The 19,307-nt window shown below is 32.0% G+C and carries 21 protein-coding genes; 17 read left to right on the top strand and 4 right to left on the bottom strand.

Going from position 1 to position 19,307, the window contains the following annotated elements; genetic code table 11:
- The first annotated feature begins 143 nt into the window (after positions 1–143).
- The 15 genes from DESAMIL20_RS10165 (at position 144) to DESAMIL20_RS10090 (ending at position 15,096) form a co-directional block, all read left to right on the top strand.
- On the top strand, positions 144–437 hold the full coding sequence (locus tag DESAMIL20_RS10165) for a c-type cytochrome (protein ID WP_086034772.1): 294 nt from the start codon (positions 144–146) through the stop codon (positions 435–437).
- A 7-nt stretch (positions 438–444) separates the two neighbouring features.
- On the top strand, positions 445–1,077 hold the full coding sequence (locus DESAMIL20_RS10160; protein WP_086034771.1) for a hypothetical protein: 633 nt from the start codon (positions 445–447) through the stop codon (positions 1,075–1,077).
- 177 nt (positions 1,078–1,254) lie between these two features.
- Complete coding sequence (locus DESAMIL20_RS10155) at positions 1,255–2,436, top strand: sensor histidine kinase (protein ID WP_158090583.1); 1,182 nt, start codon at positions 1,255–1,257, stop codon at positions 2,434–2,436.
- Positions 2,433–3,083 (top strand): response regulator, encoded by a 651-nt coding sequence (locus DESAMIL20_RS10150; protein ID WP_086034769.1) that lies wholly within the window; start codon positions 2,433–2,435, stop codon positions 3,081–3,083. The genes DESAMIL20_RS10155 and DESAMIL20_RS10150 overlap by 4 nt, the downstream gene beginning before the upstream one ends.
- 8 nt (positions 3,084–3,091) lie before the next feature.
- Positions 3,092–4,024: a c-type cytochrome biogenesis protein CcsB gene (gene ccsB, locus DESAMIL20_RS10145; protein WP_086034768.1), complete on the top strand. Its 933-nt coding sequence runs from the start codon at positions 3,092–3,094 to the stop codon at positions 4,022–4,024.
- Between the two features lie 61 nt (positions 4,025–4,085).
- Positions 4,086–5,105: a cytochrome c biogenesis ResB family protein gene (locus DESAMIL20_RS10140; RefSeq protein ID WP_158090582.1), complete on the top strand. Its 1,020-nt coding sequence runs from the start codon at positions 4,086–4,088 to the stop codon at positions 5,103–5,105.
- Positions 5,106–5,217: 112 nt separating this feature from the next.
- On the top strand, positions 5,218–6,186 hold the full coding sequence (locus DESAMIL20_RS10135) for a DOMON domain-containing protein (protein WP_086034766.1): 969 nt from the start codon (positions 5,218–5,220) through the stop codon (positions 6,184–6,186).
- Positions 6,187–6,196: 10 nt separating this feature from the next.
- A complete protein-coding gene (locus DESAMIL20_RS10130) occupies positions 6,197–6,823 on the top strand; it encodes a QcrA and Rieske domain-containing protein (protein WP_158090581.1) in 627 nt (208 codons plus the stop codon).
- A 9-nt stretch (positions 6,824–6,832) separates the two neighbouring features.
- Positions 6,833–8,053 carry a cytochrome b gene (locus DESAMIL20_RS10125; protein ID WP_086034764.1) on the top strand — a complete coding sequence of 407 codons (1,221 nt, stop codon included), beginning with the start codon at positions 6,833–6,835 and terminating at the stop codon, positions 8,051–8,053.
- Between the two features lie 321 nt (positions 8,054–8,374).
- The gene (locus tag DESAMIL20_RS10115) at positions 8,375–10,951 is read left to right on the top strand and encodes an EAL domain-containing protein (protein ID WP_143340284.1); all 2,577 of its coding nucleotides are present in this window, start codon (positions 8,375–8,377) and stop codon (positions 10,949–10,951) included.
- Positions 10,952–11,316: 365 nt separating this feature from the next.
- Positions 11,317–12,072: an SDR family NAD(P)-dependent oxidoreductase gene (locus DESAMIL20_RS10110; RefSeq protein ID WP_086034761.1), complete on the top strand. Its 756-nt coding sequence runs from the start codon at positions 11,317–11,319 to the stop codon at positions 12,070–12,072.
- A 241-nt stretch (positions 12,073–12,313) separates the two neighbouring features.
- Entirely contained in the window at positions 12,314–13,702 is a 1,389-nt protein-coding gene (locus tag DESAMIL20_RS10105; RefSeq protein ID WP_086034760.1) for a dihydrolipoyl dehydrogenase, read from the top strand.
- Positions 13,703–13,715: 13 nt separating this feature from the next.
- On the top strand, positions 13,716–14,078 hold the full coding sequence (locus DESAMIL20_RS10100) for a hypothetical protein (protein WP_086034759.1): 363 nt from the start codon (positions 13,716–13,718) through the stop codon (positions 14,076–14,078).
- 18 nt (positions 14,079–14,096) lie between these two features.
- Positions 14,097–14,354, top strand: coding sequence for a hypothetical protein (locus tag DESAMIL20_RS10095; protein ID WP_086034758.1), 258 nt, complete (start codon positions 14,097–14,099; stop codon positions 14,352–14,354).
- 1 nt (position 14,355) lies between these two features.
- Positions 14,356–15,096, top strand: coding sequence for an N-acyl homoserine lactonase family protein (locus DESAMIL20_RS10090; RefSeq protein WP_086034757.1), 741 nt, complete (start codon positions 14,356–14,358; stop codon positions 15,094–15,096).
- Here DESAMIL20_RS10090 and DESAMIL20_RS10085 read toward each other — a convergent pair.
- The 4 genes from DESAMIL20_RS10085 to DESAMIL20_RS10070 are packed head-to-tail and all read right to left on the bottom strand — an operon-like array spanning position 15,093 to position 17,441.
- Positions 15,093–15,905: a hypothetical protein gene (locus DESAMIL20_RS10085; protein WP_086034756.1), complete on the bottom strand. Its 813-nt coding sequence runs from the start codon at positions 15,903–15,905 to the stop codon at positions 15,093–15,095. The genes DESAMIL20_RS10090 and DESAMIL20_RS10085 overlap by 4 nt on opposite strands.
- A 6-nt stretch (positions 15,906–15,911) precedes the next feature.
- Positions 15,912–16,436 (bottom strand): Slp family lipoprotein, encoded by a 525-nt coding sequence (locus DESAMIL20_RS10080; protein ID WP_086034755.1) that lies wholly within the window; start codon positions 16,434–16,436, stop codon positions 15,912–15,914.
- 6 nt (positions 16,437–16,442) lie between these two features.
- Positions 16,443–16,937 carry a hypothetical protein gene (locus DESAMIL20_RS10075; RefSeq protein WP_086034754.1) on the bottom strand — a complete coding sequence of 165 codons (495 nt, stop codon included), beginning with the start codon at positions 16,935–16,937 and terminating at the stop codon, positions 16,443–16,445.
- Between the two features lie 12 nt (positions 16,938–16,949).
- A complete protein-coding gene (locus tag DESAMIL20_RS10070) occupies positions 16,950–17,441 on the bottom strand; it encodes a hypothetical protein (RefSeq protein WP_086034753.1) in 492 nt (163 codons plus the stop codon).
- An 86-nt stretch (positions 17,442–17,527) separates the two neighbouring features.
- Between DESAMIL20_RS10070 and DESAMIL20_RS10065 the strand changes: the two genes are divergently transcribed.
- On the top strand, positions 17,528–18,487 hold the full coding sequence (locus tag DESAMIL20_RS10065; RefSeq protein WP_086034752.1) for an efflux RND transporter periplasmic adaptor subunit: 960 nt from the start codon (positions 17,528–17,530) through the stop codon (positions 18,485–18,487).
- The coding region (locus DESAMIL20_RS10060) for an efflux RND transporter permease subunit (RefSeq protein WP_143340283.1) at positions 18,484–19,307 on the top strand (824 nt) is incomplete at its 3' end. The genes DESAMIL20_RS10065 and DESAMIL20_RS10060, both read left to right, overlap by 4 nt.

Here is a 19,307-nt window from a genome sequence, read left to right as displayed (position 1 = left end):
CCTTTTAATATACAACCTCCGCCCACCAAGAACAGTGGGTGGAGGTTGTAATAAAAATTCTTACAAAAAATCGACTAATTCTGATTTAAAAATTCCCAAAAAGATATATTTTACATTATATTAATAACTTAAGGAGGTTTTTTATGAAAAAGTATTTATTTTGTTTTGTTGGGTTAATGCTGGCTGCACCTGTTGTCTCCAATGCCGCCAATATTCAACATGGCAGACAGCTATTTGAATCTATTTGCGCACCATGCCATGGTAGTAATGCGCAGGGAAATGTAGGGCCAAATATTGTAGACCAATCAGTTAAAAAGATTGAGTGGGCTCTTAATAATGTTGGCATGATGAAGCCAGTAAAGTCATCAAATCCACAGCTAAACAACGTACAAAATATAAAAGATATATCGGCTTTTTTGCACACACTTAAAAAATGAGGTTTTTATGAAGCATAAATTCTTATTTGCTATATTATCGTGTTTTGCCGTATCGTCTTGTTCTGCGGGTGCAGAAAATGGTCTTGTGTATCCACACACAAATTCGCCTTATTTATTTCAAAAACCTAAAGAGAAAAATGCGCAAGAAATAAAAAAAGAATACAAAACAAAATCAAGCGAAGTTAACTTAAGTGACGTATCTATTGATAAAACAAATACCTACAAACAAACACATTTAATAAGAGAAAGAATATTCATAAGCGCACCCTTTAATGAAGTATGGCAAGCGTTATTAAAATTTACTGAGCTCAATAACTATCATATTAAACGTTCTAGTATAAAGGAAGGGCTTTTGGAAGTCGATATATCCTCTAATGTAGCTCAATATTACTCTACAAGTTTACCGACACAAATATCCGAGTACACAAAAGATAAATCTGCATTGAACGGGATTGTGGCATGGAATTTTTATATGGTAATATTTGCTACACAGGTAAACAATAAAACCCTATTAGAATTTATACCTAAATACTATATAATAACTTCAAGAACTCACAACGCCGAATACCTGGTTCAATCCAATGGGCATTTTGAAAATAACTGTGTAGATTTTATAAAAAAAGAAATTGCATCTTATTAAAATTTTTGTATGATTAAAAAATACAGGATATCTTTATTTTACAAAGCTATATTGTTGAGTTTAATATTCATTTTAATCTCTAGTGTTGCTCTAGTCCTTTTTGAATACTATAAATTCCAAGGTAGGTATTACAAACTTTTTGAAGGTTTTGGCAAAAGAAAATCCCAAGAGCTAAAAATGGAGTTAGCTAATCCCTTAAAACAAAACGATGCAAAAAGAATTCAAAACATACTGCACGCTACAATTGTGGGCAGCCCATTTATAAAAGTTGCCTGTGTAAAAACTCAAACAGGTAGTATTTTATGTAATAAAAACACATATAGGTATTTATTTTCAGTACAAGATAAAAAGATTGTTAAGTTAGAAAACACTAGAATATATTTGACCAAAGCCAATGTGGACAATTCATCTAGCATACTAATTGGAGTATCTTTAAAAGATGCTGATCTATTTTTTTTAGATTTCTTGAAAAAAATTATTTTACTTTTCTTGTTCGGTGGTTTCGTGCTTATTTTGATATCTATTATATTTTTAAATACGTTTATAAAACCAATAAAAGTTCTTCGCAAAGCTATTGAATCAATTATACATAATGGTAACTACCAGCAACTTAAGGTTAATAAATTATTAAAAAACGACGAAATTGGATTACTATTTGATTCATTTAACTTAATGAGTTATAACCTGCAAAGGCACGAAGAAGAGATAAAAAAACAACAAAGCATAATATCCAATCTTATAAAAAGATTAATAAGTATACAAGAAGAAGAAAAAAAGAAAATAGCCCGGGAACTTCATGACCAGCTATCTCAGACATTGGTATATGTAAAACTCCAACTTGATATACTAAGGAGAAATGTTGGTTATCGCAATGAAATTTCCTCTTTAAGCAATCTCATATCGGATGAGCTCTCCAATATACACGATATATGTTTTAGCTTGAGACCCATTACCTTAGATACACTAGGTCTTTCTTCTGCCTTGAAAAATTTCGTAGGCAATTTGCAAAAAAATGCAAGTTTTAATATCCATTTAGACATTACAAACCTTGATGCATCAACATTAAACAGTGAAATTTCAACTTGCGTTTTTAGAGTAATCCAGGAAGCCGTTATGAACTCCATAAAATATGCAAAACCACACAATATTTACATTCATTTATCCACACATGACGATCAAATTAATGGTTATATAAAAGATGACGGTATAGGTTTTGAAATCAACGATACCGAAATACCAAAAAAACAACATTTTGGTATTGTAATAATGAAAGAAAGGTGTGCTATTTTAAATGGAAAATTAAATATAATTTCAAAAATTGATGAAGGAACCACAGTATCGTTTGAGGTGCCAACATGAAATCAATATCAATTATAATTATTGATGATCACAAGATCTTGCTTGCAGGCTTGCATAGTCTTCTATCTTCCTATAAAGAAATTGATGTAGTTGGTTTAGCTTCATCAATCAAAGACGCCATATATATAATCAAAGATAAAAAACCAAAAATCGTTTTATTAGATATTGCCATAAACGGTGAAAATGGTCTAAATTTCATTGAACAAATTAAAGAATTATCGCCTTCTTCAAAAATTATCATTTTAACTATGTATGAAGATTATGAATACTTTAAAGAAGCTATAAATAAGGGCGCCTCGGGCTTTGTGCTTAAAAAATCTATGGATTCAGATTTGATTTACGCTATAAAAAAAGTAAATAGCGGAGAATTGTTTGCAGAATCTCAGTTTATATCTCAAGTGATAAGCAACAATGATACGCAAAACGTATCTGCTGAAAAACAACTATGGGATAAATTAAGTGATAGAGAAAAAGAAGTTATGGTAGACTTTGCAAGAGGTTTTACAAACAGAGAAATAGCATTTAAATACTATATAAGCGAAAAAACCGTTTCTACATATAAAACACGTGCTTTTGAAAAATTAAACATAGAAAATAAATCTGATTTTATTAAATTTGCTTTAAAAATAGGTATTCTAAAAAACTAAGGGGCTTTATGAAACTATTATTTTCAATAATGAGCTTTTCTTATTTATTTTCTGCTTTATTGATGTTTATTGGTATTACAGTCAAATCACAAAAACTCCAATTTTATGCAAAAATTATATTTTTTCTGTCTTTTTTAGAAAATTTAGCTTATTTTTTTTATAGATGGCAAAAAGCAGGCCATATACCTGTAACTGATGCTTTTACTTCTTTTGTTTTTTTTGTTCTATGTATAGCGCTATTCCAAGTAATATTTATAAAAAAAAGCAAAGGGTTTATTGTTCTTTTTTCATCGCTTTTAATAAGCTCTATACTGTTTGGTCTTTCCATTGCTGGGTTTGATGAAAATATACAACCGCTAATTCCTGCCCTAAAGAGTAACTGGCTAGCAATACATGTTATCACTTCTTTTCTTGCATATGCAGCTTTTTCAATTAATTTTTTAGTTGGATTATACATGTTGTATTCATCAAAACTTAAAAGCGATTATATAATAAGTTCTCTTTTTTTTGGAATTTTATTATCCGGATTATTTACCTCTATTGTAAAATATTTCTTAAATTATAATATTTTGATGACAGGTGTTTTAATTTTCTTGTTAGTTTTTGCAGGGTTAATATACTTTCACAAACCATACAAGCCCGTTTCAAAGGATATGCTAATTAAACCTATCTACATAGGTTTCCCACTGCTAACAACAGGGATTATTACAGGATCAATCTGGGCAAAGTATGCCTGGGGTGGTTATTGGAGCTGGGATCCAAAAGAGGTATGGAGCTTAATTACCTGGATTGTCTACCTCATTTATATTCATTACAATGTAAAAGGCAAAAGCGTGCGTTTTTTATCGTATCTTGCTTTAATTGGCTTTGTGTCGATTATGATTACTTACTTGGGCGTAAACTTTATAATGCCTGGCCTTCATAGTTATGCATCTAAATAAAGCGTATAATATATTAAAATCTTTGAATTTAACAATATCCCTACTTGTACTTATAGCTTTTATGATAGCTATATCAAGCTTTCAATCATTGTATCCAACATTTTTAAAATCAATTGGATTTTATAATATTTATTATTCTTTTTATTTTCAATTAATAATTACTTTATTCATGATAAATCTTATAGCCTGCACCATCAGTCTTATCCCAAAAACAAAAGGCTTATTTGAGGTTCCTATTAAAGCCCAAAAAAATTTTAAATTTAAAAATATTGAAGGCAAAAAAGAGCATTTGAAATTGTTACTAAAAGCCAAAAAGCTATTTTTCTACGAAAAAAATAGTGTAATACTTGTTCACAAATACCCCATAAGAAAATTTGCTGTATATTTTATACATTTATCTATACTAATAATTGCAGTTGGTGCATTGATAACAAGCTTGTTTGGATTTAGAGGAGTATTGATACTAAAAAACAATAAACCCACAAATATAGTTTACTTAGCTAACTCAAGCATGATTCATTTGCCTTTTTACATTGAAAGCAAAAGCTTTAGCATAAAATACTACAAAAAAGGTAGTATACCAAAGGAATATAAAACAACTGGTTTTATCGTGGATAACAACAAAAAAATACCATTTCACATACGTGTTAACCACCCATTTAAATATAAAGGCATATGGTTTTACCAATCTAGCTATATGCCAAAAAAGTCACAAACTTTTATCAACATCTCCGTAAACAGTAATACAATTAAACTCTATCTTGATAAACCCCAAAAAATTGGCAATATTGTTTTGTACATAAAAAATTTACAATACTATAATTCAAAGTTTGTGGCAAATTTATATGTATTTACGCCAAAAGGTTTTGCAAACGGCTGGCTTTTTGAGCATCAATCTGTTAATGTTGCTGGGAACAATATCCATTTTTCTAATGCGCATGAATCGTTTGTTAGTATAATTTCTGCCTCAAAAGATCCCGGTAGTTACATAATACTTTTAGGGTTCATACTTATTGGGCTATCATCTTTTTTGATACTTTTGCCTTACAAAAGAAAAGTATATGCAATTTTACAAAAGTAGGTTTTTTGTTACATTACAATTCTTTGTAGGTAAAGTTTGACTTATTAATCAAAAAACTCCTATTTTAAAAAGCCTTTTAAATATCTATACTAGCCAAAACAAGGAGGTAGAAATGGCAAGGTACTTAAAAATCTCATCCATTTTTTTTGTTATTGGTATTATTGTACTAGGTTTTATAACTTATGAAATTCTGAGCAACAACCAAAAATCTCCCGTAAATATGACTATGCTTGGCACAAAATACACAGATCACTTTTTTGATAAAAAAACAAAGATAAATCTATTTTGGAAAATCGACAAGGGTAAAATTAATTTTGCGCTTCAATCGCCTGGTCAGGGGTGGGTAGGTATTGGTTTTGACCCAAAAGGCCCCGTAATGAATGGAGCAGATATATTTATGGGTTTTGTAAAAGGTGGAAAAACCTACATAAACGAAGAATACGCTAATACACCATACAGCCATGAGCCTATAGTGCAAGCTGGAGGAAAAGATTGCATATTGTCTTACAAAGGTGAGTCAACACCCAAGGGTACGATTTTGACATTTACTAGAAACTTAAAATCTTGCGGCCTTCATGATAAAACTATAGAAAACAAAAACATGACTGTAATGCTTGCGTACTCAGACGGAAAAAATTTTACAAAATACCATGGCCCAAACCATAATGAAGTACAAATAAATTTTTTTGGCAAAAATAAAAGCCACAAATCCTTTATGATTACATCTCATCTTACTTCCTATCAGATAGGTTTAATAGCCTGGGCATTATTGTTTATTATTGCAGGAATAATCGGGTTTGCATCGTCTTTTGTTGAGAAAAATATAAATCATACAGAATCTATTAAAAAAGATAATACAGGATGGTTTCCATTTTTCTTAATAATGCTTTTAAGTGTTGGAGAAATTGCATGTGCAATTTGGCTTATTGTGGAGTTGTACTCAAACGCTGTTAACTCTATGATTGGCTTAATAACAGGCTTTAACTTCATTTTAATGGCATTAATTGTCCTATTTTATAGAAAATTTTATATAGACGACGAAGTTATTACACAAGACATAAACGATGAAATTCCATGGTAGTAGGATTATAATGGATAAAATAAAACAAACAACCAACCAAGAAAATCAAGTATGTCAGGCCTGTATCGCAAGAAGAAAAATATTAAAAGCAGGCATAGGTATTGCTGGTGTAAGTTTGGTTGGAGCAATGATAAGTACTTTTGGAACAATAAAACCACAAAGTTCAAAAGCAAATGAAAGAAAACCAATAACAGCAGGAAATAAACTAGTTTACGCAATGGGACCCCAAAAAGGTCAAGTTATAACTCTTGACTCAATTAAATTAGATAAAGGAGCATTAGCTTTCCCATTGGGAAAAGAAGAGCATTTAAATTTAATAATGATTATTCATGAGGTTCAATCAGAATTTAAAGCACCTACGCATTTAAGTTGGGTAATAAATGGCATTGTAGCATATAGTGCAATTTGTACACATATGGGTTGTACTGTTGACTGGCATCCAAAATCTCAAACACCAGCACCATACCCCCACATTTTTTGCCCTTGTCATCAAAGTATGTACAATATATTTGAAGGTGCAAAAGTAGTATCAGGACCTGCTCCAAGACCACTACCACAATTACCAATAAAGTTTAGTCCAAATAATGAAATTGTAGCAGATGGCGATTTTGATGGTCCAGTAGGGCCAATGGTATAGGAGGATAAAATGTATAAATGGTTAAACGAAAGATTAGATCTTGACAGGTTTAGTAAAAAATTTTTAAGAAAAGCCTTTCCTGTACATCCTACATACTTTTTTGGAGAAATTGCTTTATTTAGTTTTATTATACTTGTAATAACAGGCATATATTTATTATTTGGGTATGAGGCTTCTTCAAAATTAGTTCAAGTCGGACCCAAACACCTTCCTGCTGCGTATGCGAGTATACTTGCAATTAACGCTCAACCGCTTGGTATGATAATAAGATACGTCCATCATTTTGCCGCTCATTTATTTTTAGCTTCTATAATGCTTCATTTATTGAGGGTTTATTTTTCTGGATCATTTAAAAAACCACGTGAAATAAACTGGTGGATTGGACTCTTGCTTTTAGGTTCCGCCATATTTGCTTCATTTAGCGGATACTTGTTACCGTATGATGCTTTTTCTGTAACAGCTACTAATATTGGCTATTATCTTGCTTCTCAAGTTCCATGGATAGGTCATTCATTGGCAAATTTCATATTTAATGGTGCTTTCCCCTCACCTGGTGTTCTACCACGATTTTTTGCATATCATGTTGTAATCATGCCCCTTATTATATCGCTTTTGCTTGGAGCCCACTTAATTGTAATGATAAAACAAAAACACACACAGCCTAAAGAAAATAAAGAGAATTACAAAGGATCAATACTAGGTATACCACTTTGGCCACAACAAACCACAATAATGATATTTTTATTTTTAATGACATTTGGGCTTTTATTTATTATTGCTTCTTTTTACCCCGTACATCCATCACAATACTTTGGACCTCCAACCAATTCTACACCTATGGTAAAACCAGACTGGTATTTCTTGTGGATTTATGGACTGCTTAAAATAATACCAAATACTTTTGTAATCCATCTCTCAAAAAGTGCCGTTATAGACCCAGAGTCGATTGGTGGAATTATAATACCATCAATAATAATGCTTTTCATAGTTCTAGTGCCGATATTGTCAAAATCAAATCAACAAGCTTATTACATGGAAACGCCAAAAAGCTATCCTGTAAGGTTTGCATTTGGTATAGCTTTCATTGCTTTTTTTATAACATTATCAATTATTGCATATCAAGAAAATATTGGATTAAGTATTGCACTATCAAGGATTCTTGTATTTTTGATTCCCATAGCATCTTGGGTTGTATCGTATCTGTTGGCAAAAGCAAAAAACAAACAGTAGCAAGAGACAATGCGTTATATGCTAAAAAGTTTTATAGGCAACATTGGCTGGTGTTATTTTAAAGCACCAGCCCCAAAAATTGAATTAATTTTTAAAATATACTCTTTTGTTAAATCAAAAATTTTTAATTTCTTGTTTGCTGGTTTGACTAATATAAAAGTTATTTCGTGCTTAAAAACCAATCTCATCTTTTTTGCGCCTGCAAATGCTACAATTACAATAATAACTTGACTTAAGGCTAAAATTAATATATATTTTCAACTAAGTTACTTAATGGACAATATTTAGTTGTATTTTGTATTTTTTTTAGTTTTTTTTTACATGGAGCAGTATTTAATGCACTTAAGTGGATTTTTTGATGCCCTAAAAGACTCCAGCGTATTTGGTGTTTTTGTCTTTCAAGAAGAAGGTAAAATAGTATTTTTAAACAAGCGCTTTGCAGAGATTTTAGGCTATAGTGATAAAGATGAAATCTTAGGCAAAAGCATACTGGAATTCATCTCCCCAAAATACTCGGGGGGGGGGGGGATGAGTGAGTTAAACAGTCTAGAAAACATCAAAAATATCATAAAAAGACGCACTCAAGGTGAAGTATTCCCTATAGAACTAAAAACCCACTGGTTTTTATCCAAAACCAAAGCTGACATACCAGTTTCTGTTTTTGCATACACCATAGAGTACAACAAAAAATCCTCAGGCATTGTCCTTGTATCTGATAGAACAAAAGAGGTTTCCTACCAAAAACTCTTTTTTGCCCTAAGTCAGATAAACCAGCTTATTGTAAGAATAGAAAACAAAGAAGATCTCCTAAGAGAGATTTGCGATATATTGGTTGACAAAGTAGGCTATACCTCTTGCGCTGTGGGCTATATAGATGAGACTTCAAAGCTATTTATTCAAAAATATACAAGGGCAAATACAAAAGAGCTCCAAAAAGCCCTAAAAAATCTAACAATTGGAGTTGATACATCTACACCGCATGGGGCAGGCTCTGCCTCGCAAGCATACCATGCAAAAAAGATCTCTATCATCGAAGATGTATTGCAAAAAGCCCACATGTCTTACTGGCAGGATTACTACAGCTACTTTAATATCCACTCTGTTTGCTCTATACCTATAATGCAAAACAATCAAGTAAAATACATTCTATACCTAAACGACACAACGCCAAACTCATTTCACTCAGACTACCTTCATCTCTTAGAAGAAATACAGCTGGGCTTATCCTTTGCCTTAGATAGGTTTGAAAAGCAAAAGTTTTTGCAAATGACACAGCTTGCCATAGACTCTGGCTTTGAGTTTGTAATAATAACGGATGAGAATTTCAATATTATCTATGCAAACGATAAGGCTTTGTCTATATCAGACTACACAAAAGAAGAACTTCTTGGTGCCCACCACTCAATATTTTCTTCCAAAACCCACACAAAAGAATTTGCAAAAAACTTTTACAAAACGCTAAAAAACGGTGCAGTTTACTCTAACTTTATGAAGTTTCAAACAAAATCAGGCAAAATCTTAGACTTTTATGTTAATATAGTCCCATTCAAACAAGATGGCAAAATAACAAACTATATAAGTATAGGAAAGCTAATAGACGAAAAAAACACAATAGAACAACTAGAAAAGATCCTCTACACAGACCCCGTAACAAACCTTCCAAACTACCGCTCATTTCAGAGTATGGTTGATCGCTTTTTAAAAAGAGCCTTGTCAAAAAACACAATAGGAGCTGTTGCTGTAATAAACCCTATCTCGTTTTCTTCCATAAATCAGGCATTTGGCTTTGAGAAGGCAAACGAAGTCTTAAGAATGATTGGAGAAAGGCTAAGAAATATACTCTACTCTTACGATGTCATTGCAAAGCTAGAATCAGATAGGTTTGGTTTGATAATTAAAGACTTAAAAACAGAAGAAGACCTTCTGGTAATTGTCTCACAGGTGTTAAGCGAGCTTTCAAAGCCGTACACTCTATTTAATCAAAGCATATCTATTTCTTTTAATATAGGCTTAAGCCTAACCCCAAAAGATGCAGCAACTGTCAATGAACTCATAGATAAAGCAAACATAGCCCTCCAGGATGCAAAAGAAAATGGAGAAAACCAGATTGGCTTTTTTAGAAAAGACATAGAAGAAAAAGCTTTTAAGAAGCTAAAGCTAAAAGCCGACTTAGAGCGTGCCATATTAAACAAAAAATTCATACCATTCTATCAGCCCTATGTGGATAAAAACAAACAAATCGTAGGTGCAGAAGCCCTGATGCGCTGGAAAAAGGATAATACAATAGTATCCCCTGCAGAGTTTATAAACTACCTTGAAGAAACAAACCTGATTATAGACGCAGAAAACCAGCTCACAGACAGTGTGCTAAAAGACTTAAAAGAACTTGAAAAACATCACAAAGACATACCCATCTCCATAAACCTCTCCGCTTTGAGCCTAAATCAAAAAGATTTAGTTCAGAGTTTGTCGTCTTTGCTAAACTATTACAACCTAAAACCTAATTCTTTAAAGATAGAAATTGTAGAGCGCGTTTTCTTTAAAGACTTTGCATACATGAAAAACCTCATAGAAGAGCTAAGAGAACTTGGTGTGCACTTTTCCATAGACGACTTTGGCACACACTACTCGTCTTTAAACTACCTATCAGAGTTGGATGTAAGCTTTTTAAAAATAGACATCTCTTTTGTAAGAAAAATACAAACAGACCCAAAGACAAAAAACCTAGTAGCTGCCATTATCTATTTAGCCCACTCGCTAAACATCAAAACTATAGCAGAAGGGGTAGAAGCCAAAGAACAGTTTGAGATACTAAAAACACTAGACTGCGACTACTTCCAGGGTTACCTCTTTTATAAGCCTATGCCTAAGCTTGAGTTTTTTAGGGCGCTTAGATGAAGCTTAATTACCTGTGAGCTTATCATAGATTGACAGATCATTTGCAAAGCCTCCTGTCAGTAAAGCACTTGTAGCACAATCGTTGTTTTTTATATAGGCCTTCTTCTATTTGTCATCTGCAATGCTAAAATGCATCAATTTACGGGTTAGGTTGTAAGTTTAAAAAATAAAAAATTTGACTTGACAAATAGGTACGCCTTAATCAACACTTGATAAATTAATTTTACTGCTTATTTTAATAAAAGTATAAATAGTGATATTAAAGTATGAGATTTTTGTGCGGTTTTTTTAGAAGTATAGCTAAAAATGCATTTTTAGCTATACTTCATATTGCAAAAAAAAATTCAAGTTAGGAGGTATTTTAAATGAAAATTGATTTGACAGGCAAGGTAGCAATAGTAACGGGAGGGGCAAGAGGTATTGGTGCATCCTGTGCAAAAATGCTTGGCAGATGCGGCGCAAATGTTGTGGTTAATTACATAAATTCTAAAGACAAAGCCCAAGAAATTGTTGAATATATAAAACACAATGGTGGAGGAGCGATAACTTTTTGTGCAGACGTAAGAGACGAGAAAAGCGTAAACTCTATGGCAAGTACAGCTATCGAAAAATATGGTAAAATTGATATACTTGTAAATAATGCCAATATAAATTTCCCCATAAAGCCTTTTGTTGAATTGGATTTTAAGTCAATAGAGGATAAAATTTTAGGTGAAACAAAAGCTTTCTACAACTGCACAAAGTCAGTACTCAATTCTATGATGAAACAAAAATACGGCAAACTAATATACATATCAAGTTCCCTCTCACGACAAACTGCAAATGGCTTTTTCGCTCACGCAGCAGCAAAAAGTGCTGTTGATGCAATGGCAAAGACGCTTGCATTAGAGCTGGGCCCATACGGTATTAGAGTAAATCTAGTTGGACCAGGCCTAATAGACACTGATGCTACTTCAAATCAACCCAAAGAAGATAAAGAAATGATTGCTAATTTTACGCCACTTAAGCGCATAGGCGTTCCAGAAGATGTGGCAAAAGTTGTATTATTTTTAGCAAGCGAACTATCCGATTATGTAAACGGTGAGTACATACCGGTAAATGGCGGCAGCTTTATGATTTAAGTATTAAATCAGCGATACTTAATAAAAAAAATACTTCTTTGATAATCAAAAAGTTATTTGTATTGTTGATTTAGATTATTAGTTATTCTAATAATAAATATAATATTGATAATAGATGGTTATATTATTTGACTAATTTGCAATAAGAGTTAAATTTTGTATGAAACTTAGATTTATTGTAAAGCTATGTGAAAAGTAAAGTAGACTTTTTCTTATTAGATAAGACAAGGAGGTAATTCAAATGGAAGAAAAAGTAGATGTGTTAACAATCGGTGCAGGCGCTGGTGCGTACCCGGGTGCATTCAGGCTTGCAAAAGCAGGTAAAAAAGTTATCATGGTTGATGAAAAAGGCGTAATAAGTGGAAACTGCCTAGCAGAAGGCTGTGTGCCTTCAAAATCAATAAGACAGGCAGCTTCATTTTACAGGTATTTTAAAAAATCTCACGAGTTTGGAATTTTTGCAAAAGATCTTACATGTGATTATAAAAAAATTACTGAGTACAAAAATGGTGTGCAAAACTTACGATATGCTCAACATGCTCAGGAGTTAAAAGAAGCAGAGACAAACCTTGTACTCATAAAAGGTACAGCTTACTTTATAGATGAGCACAGGGTAAAAGTTCTAACAGATAAAGGCGAAAAGGTATTTTATGCAGACTCTATTATTATAGCAAGTGGTGCAAAACCATTTGTTTTGCCTATAGAAGGCAGCCAATACTGCATAACAAGTACAGACATATATAAACTTAACCCACCAATTGACTATTTACCAAAATCAATCATAATACTTGGAGCAGGTTACATTAGTTTAGAGACAGCAACGATATTTAATGAACTAGGCTCAAAAGTTACGGTAATCCAAAGAAGCAATAGAGTGCTAACAGAAATGGATGAAACATTTGCCAAAAAGCTCTACGGTATGATTGATCCAAATATAGATGTAAAGCTTGGCACAAAACTTATTAAAATCCAGAAAAGCACAAACAATTACAGTGTTTTTTATGAACAAAATGGCCAACAAATGCAAGCAAAAGCCGATTTAGTAATGATGGCATTTGGTAGAGTACCTGTCATTCCAGAAGGTGCAGATAAGTTAGGCTTAGAAATTACAAAGAAAGGTATTGTATCTAGACCTAGCATGCAAACAAATATAAAGCATATTTATTCAAGTGGCGATATTAATGGCAAATCAATGCTATTCCACTCAGCCACAAGACAATCACTAGTGGCTGCGAATAACATTTTAGCTAACAACACACCTATTGACTATATGGACTATTCATGCGTGCCCAATTCTGTATTTACATTCCCAGAAGCCGCTTTTGTAGGCATTTTGCCCAGCCAAGCAAAAGCAATGGGGATCGATATTATAGAGACTAGTTTTGATTTGTCATTTGATGCAAAAGCTCAAATATTAACAGAAGCAAAAGGTGAAATTAGGCAATTCTACGATGCAAAATCATTAAAATTAATAGGCGCATGGATTATAGGTGAAGATGCCAGTACATTGATAGGTGAACTTGGGGTTTTAATACAACAGGGTGCAAAATTAAAAGACGTTGCAGAATATGCAAATCAACACCCATCAACAGCAGAAGGAATCTCAAAAGCTTCAAGAAAATTACTTTAAAAGGAGGTTTGTTATGCAAACATTTGATATTACCAAAATCATTAACCAAAACGCACAAGAATTAGAAAACACTATGAAGACTGTATTTGAAGCACTACTGTCCATGACAGATGAAGAAAAATTTAACAACTTAAAGAACCTCATTATGGAAGTTGCAAAAAATGCAACGGATGATCAATACGTAAAGCTTTGTAAAGTAAACTTAAAACTAGCATCAAACTTAGATAAAGAAACTTTAAAAGCTTTTTTAAAGCTTAGAATGAGCGTTTCTAGCGCCTTACCACAAGAGCTTGCGCAAAAAGATTCAATGCTATTAAAACAAGCCTTAGATGAGAGCGACAAATCTATAAAACAAAAGATTGAAGCTGCAATGTAACAAGTTGTAGGTTGCAAAATGGTTTTTTGCCCAAAAGTCTATGTATCGGATTTGAGAATAAGTGAAATTCAAGTATTGAAGAATATAAATATTGATGGTGCTGGGATAGAAGTGGATAACATCGCAAAAGAAAACTTAAATACGATAGTGGGTCAATTAAACAAAATCGTAAAGCCGTTTGCTGTATCTATAATATCAGGTGTGCGTTACCGTGGCAATTTATCACCAAATAAATTAGACAAATTTTTACAAAATATAAAAACACTGGAGGCTTAAAATGTATCCCAAACTTTATGTTTTATCAAGCGGGGTTCAAACCATTAAAAAACAAAAACTTTTGTCTAGCGCCGACAAAAACGAAGATATTGATATTCCTGTGCCTTATTTTTTGATAGATCTAGAAAATGAGAAAGTGCTTATCGATACTGGTATTTCTTTTGACTCTAAGTCAAGTATCGCTAAAACGCGTGGAAAAACAGAAAATCCAATAGAAGCACTCTCTAAATTGGGTATAGATAAAAACAGTATAGGCTATATTATTCAAACGCATCTTCACTTTGACCATGCAGCAAACACAAAACTATTCCCACAAGCAAAAGTAATAGTTCAACTAGAAGAATTAAAAGCAGCTTACTTTTATGATTCAAATTTAGAACGTGGTTATGTTGATAAAGACATTAAAAATCCTTCTATACAATGGGAGCCTATTGTTGGCATGAAAAGTTTATTTGATAACAAAATATTGATTTTACCAACACCTGGCCATACGCCCGGGCATCAAAGCGTTGTAGTCAAATTAAACAACTACGGTCCTGTAATCATAGCAGGGGACGTTGCGCCATTAAAAGAAAATATTGAGAATAATACAGCACCTGGCGTCGCCTCCAACACAAAAGACGCGTATTATTCGATTCTCTCATTAAAAGAATTTGCTAACTTTTTAAATGCAAAAATATGGTATGGCCACGACCCAAAATTTTTTGAAGAGATAAAATTAGCTCCAGGATGCTATGACTAATTTGCTTTTATTATATTATTTATAATTTTGCTGATTTGTGTATCTTTATTTAATTCAGGAAGCTTTGAGGTATATTTTTTTAAACGGGCAAGAAAGTTATTAAAGCTTTCTTGCCATTGTTTTTTTGTTGGATCATTAATTTGATTTTTAATATATTGAAAATAGCTTAGATTAAAAAGATACAAAGGTAGATTTCTCAAATCTTTGTTTTTTTGCGCACTTTGAATTGCTTTTTTTTCAAAAAGCAAAGCTTTATTGATTTTATTATCAAAAAAGTAAGCATAAGCTAAATCATTAAATACTAATGAATCATAATCTGTGCTGCACATTTTTAAAGATTTATGAAAATAGAAAATCATCTTTATAAATAATTTATGCATTAGATGCAAAGCCACTAAATTGTTCATAGAAATATACAAATTTGTATCATAATTGTTAAAATCTGACAGATCTATAAAATTGTCCCTGTAATAAAGAAATTTATTATGTAAGTACAAGTTTAAATATGCAGTTCCTATATATCTATAAATTTTTCCTATATTGTAAGGATTCGTTGTTAATTGTCTGGTTTTGTTAAAAAAATTTATAGCTACTCTTGGTTGATTTAAGTTTAAATATATCTTACCTAAATAAAAATACCCATCTTTGTAGTTTTTTTTAGCTGCATCTTCACAACTTTTTATAGCTTTAACATAGTTCTTACCATTAAATTGAGTTTTGCAAATCTCAGCCATATCTGCGCGTGCTATTTTGTAACAAATAGTTAAAAAAACGACATTTAAAATTATCAAAATTGCTTTGTTTTTCATAGGTTTTTAGTAAAAATACGGCCAAGGTTCCAAGCTGTATGTAGGACAATTATAAGGAAAACAATTTTCATATTCTATATGTTTTGGCCACAAATATAAACTTTTTACATCCACTACAGGATATGAATATGTATAATTTCCAACTTTTTCTTTTTCAATCCCCGCTATCGTGCCAACGAAAGTTATTTTCTTATCTTTTTGGTATATCTTGGGATCGTAATAGCCATGAGCACACGCTACAAATCTGCCAACAAAGTTTTTTGGCTCTTTTTTGTACGGTTTGCCATTACTGTTAAGTTTTAAGCCTAAGACCACAAAACATGTTTGATTATTTTGTTCTGGTATAGTAGATATTATAGTTCCACCAAACCTTACAGTCTTTCCAAAAAATTTTCCCGTCTGGGCTTCGATTGGCGTTATTTGTGTAAAATTGCCACTTATTGGTAAAACTGTGGCGCAACTATTAAGCATTGCAAAACCTACTATTATTGTTATTAAATTGGCTAATTTTTTTAAAATTCTCTTAGACATAATAAATCACTTCCTTGTATAAACGATTTTTTTAAAGGTTCTGTACAAAATAAAATTATAGAACAAGTAATTATTGATTATTATAAAGATAAAAACAACAAAAGAATAGAAAGAAATACCTGTAAAAATGTTTTGCCAAGGCGGTGTAACGCTCTGGATAATATTGGCAAGAATAGAAATGATTAAAAAAATTGAACTATTTAGCACAAGCATATTAAAGAGCACTAGCTTACTTAAAGACTTATATATTTCTTCTATACTATTGAAAATATCATTGTCGTTTTCTAATTCACACTTATTTAAAAAATAAAATTCCGATGAATGCAATGAATTAGATGATGTATTTACCACAAACAATATCATTAGCATAATAGCTTTAAGTCCAAGCATTGACTCACTATTACTCGCAGGTAGTTTAAAATAAACAGCTAAAATAACTATCAAAACACCAATAAAGTTGGTTGCTATAGCAATAAGCCTGGCTAATCTAATATATTTCATTTTAAAAGTTTTTTAAATAAATCTTATAAACTTTTTATAAAGACTTATCTGTTGGCCGAAAGTAGAATAATCTTTAATCAAATTTATACCATGAATTGCAAGATAATAATAAACTAAAGTGTACAGGAAAGTGCTTGCGATCATAGGCACATAAAAGTAAAGAATTACATTTTTTTTGTCTTCTACTAACCCAAAAAGTAAAGCAATAAATAATTCTCCCATAAATAGCTGCCCCACAAAAAAACCAATGTAAGCCCCGCTTTTTACCCATTTTTCGTTAATTTTTGACAGTTTCTTGCTAAATAATTTAAATCTTTTAATATAATTGGCAAAATGAAAACTGATTGCGCATACTATTATTTCTGTTAAAATAATTATAGCTAAAGAAACAAATGGGTTAAGATTTGCTACGCTTACATAGCCAACAGCTATAAGTTTGCCGCCAAAAATTGGGTTAATGTTAAGAAACGTTAAAATAAGATAATTCAAAGTTGTGCTATTCATAACCAAAAATTATATCCTCTATTATTTTAAAGTCAACATTGATATTTACTTGACAATGCCTTTTAATTGACTTATATCTAACTATAATGAAAAAAATCTTGCTATTAATATTTATTTTGACTATATATTCTTTAGCTTATGGGATTGAGGTGCAAGTAGGCTACCCAAAAGCTTGCGCAAGCTATGAAACAATAAAAGTTTATGGAAAAGTTGAAACAACACAAAATATAACAATTTTAGCCCCCATAAGCGGTATTATTAGAGTTAACTCAAATTTCAGTACTGTAAAAAGTGGTCAATTAATAGCTCAAATTTACCCTCCAAGACTTTCAAGACAAATAGAATATGCTAAAGCAAATGTTAAGGCAGCCTATAATAATCTTCAAAGTACAATAAAATTAAAAAATACTCACATCGCTACTTCTCAAGAATTAGAAAAAGCAAAAATGCTTTATTATCAGGCAAAAAACAACTTAGAACAATTAAATGCTCAATCTGAACGATCCAAAATTTATGCGCCTTTTGCAGGAAGCTTAGAGTTTCTTGTACCAAATAAAAGTAGTGCAGCACTAAATCAACCTATTGCTACTTTAACGGGAAACAGCAATTTATGGATCAAAGCCTATGTAGCACCAGATTCTATAGACAAGTTAAAAATTGGCCAAACTATCTATTACTATCTTAATAACTCAAAGTACATTGGCACGATAGCCCAATTATCACCCAGTACAGATTCAAGCGGTCTTGTGCCAATCTTTATAAATACTAACAACAAAGCTTTGATTGCCGGTCAATGGGTTAGTCTTGAAATTCCAATCAGTAAAAGCCACGGGTTTTGTATACCAAAAAGCGCTATTTCCACAAAAGGTTCTAAAGCTTACATATATGTTGTAACAGATGGGGTAGCGCACAAAAAGCAGATCAAGTTAATCAATGTTTCTAATAATACTGCCTATATCAGCGCCTACATTACCAATAATGAGCCAATAGTTACCAATGGTGTAGAAAGGTTAAAAAACAACATTAAGGTAAAAATTATTAAATGAATAAGTACCTTAATTTTTTATGGAATAACAAATTTACAGTATTTTTATGCGGTATTTTAATTATCTTTGGTGGTGCATTTGCCCTCTTTTTTTTACCAGAAAGCATCTTTCCAAATGTAAGCTTTCCTAAGGTATCTATTCTTGTACATAATCAAGATTTACCCGTAAAATATATGCTTGTCAGTGTAACAAGACCGCTTGAAGAAGCAGCAAGGGCTGAACCTGGCGTAAACCTTGTCAGATCCCAAACAGGCAATGGTTTATCTAAAATTCATGTTTATTTTGATTCAAATGTCAACCCAAAAACAGCGTACTTAATGTTACAAGCAAGAATAGCTAAAATAAATTTACCGCCAAATTCTAGCTTAAGTGTCCGCTTAATGGAACCCAACATATATCCATTTGCAGAATATGCGCTTGTTTCAAACAAAATTGACAGTGCAAACATGATGAACTACTACTATTTTCAGGCAAAACCTATGCTGCTTGGTATAAATGGTGTTTATAAAGTAGAAGAAACTTCACGTGGTTGGCCTGAGATTAATATAGCTCTCAATCCTCAAAAATTACTACAGTATAGAATATCACCCCAAGAAGTCATAAATTCTCTTGTTTTAAATGAAGGACCATTTTTTTCTGGGGTAATAAACTATTTCAATCAACAATTAACCTTGTCAACCACAAAAATGCCAAACAACATTAAAGACTTATCCAATTTTACAATATCTGTGAAATCGGAAAACTCCCAATACATTCCATTGACATTAAGTAGTATTGCCAGTATAAAAAGTCAAAACCCACCTCTAATAAAAGATGCGAA

Origin of the sequence: Desulfurella amilsii, assembly GCF_002119425.1 — a bacterium.
In the GTDB taxonomy this organism is placed as follows: domain Bacteria; phylum Campylobacterota_A; class Desulfurellia; order Desulfurellales; family Desulfurellaceae; genus Desulfurella; species Desulfurella amilsii.
Note: the sequence above shows the minus strand (reverse complement) of the source record. Positions and strands in the feature narration are given on the sequence as shown.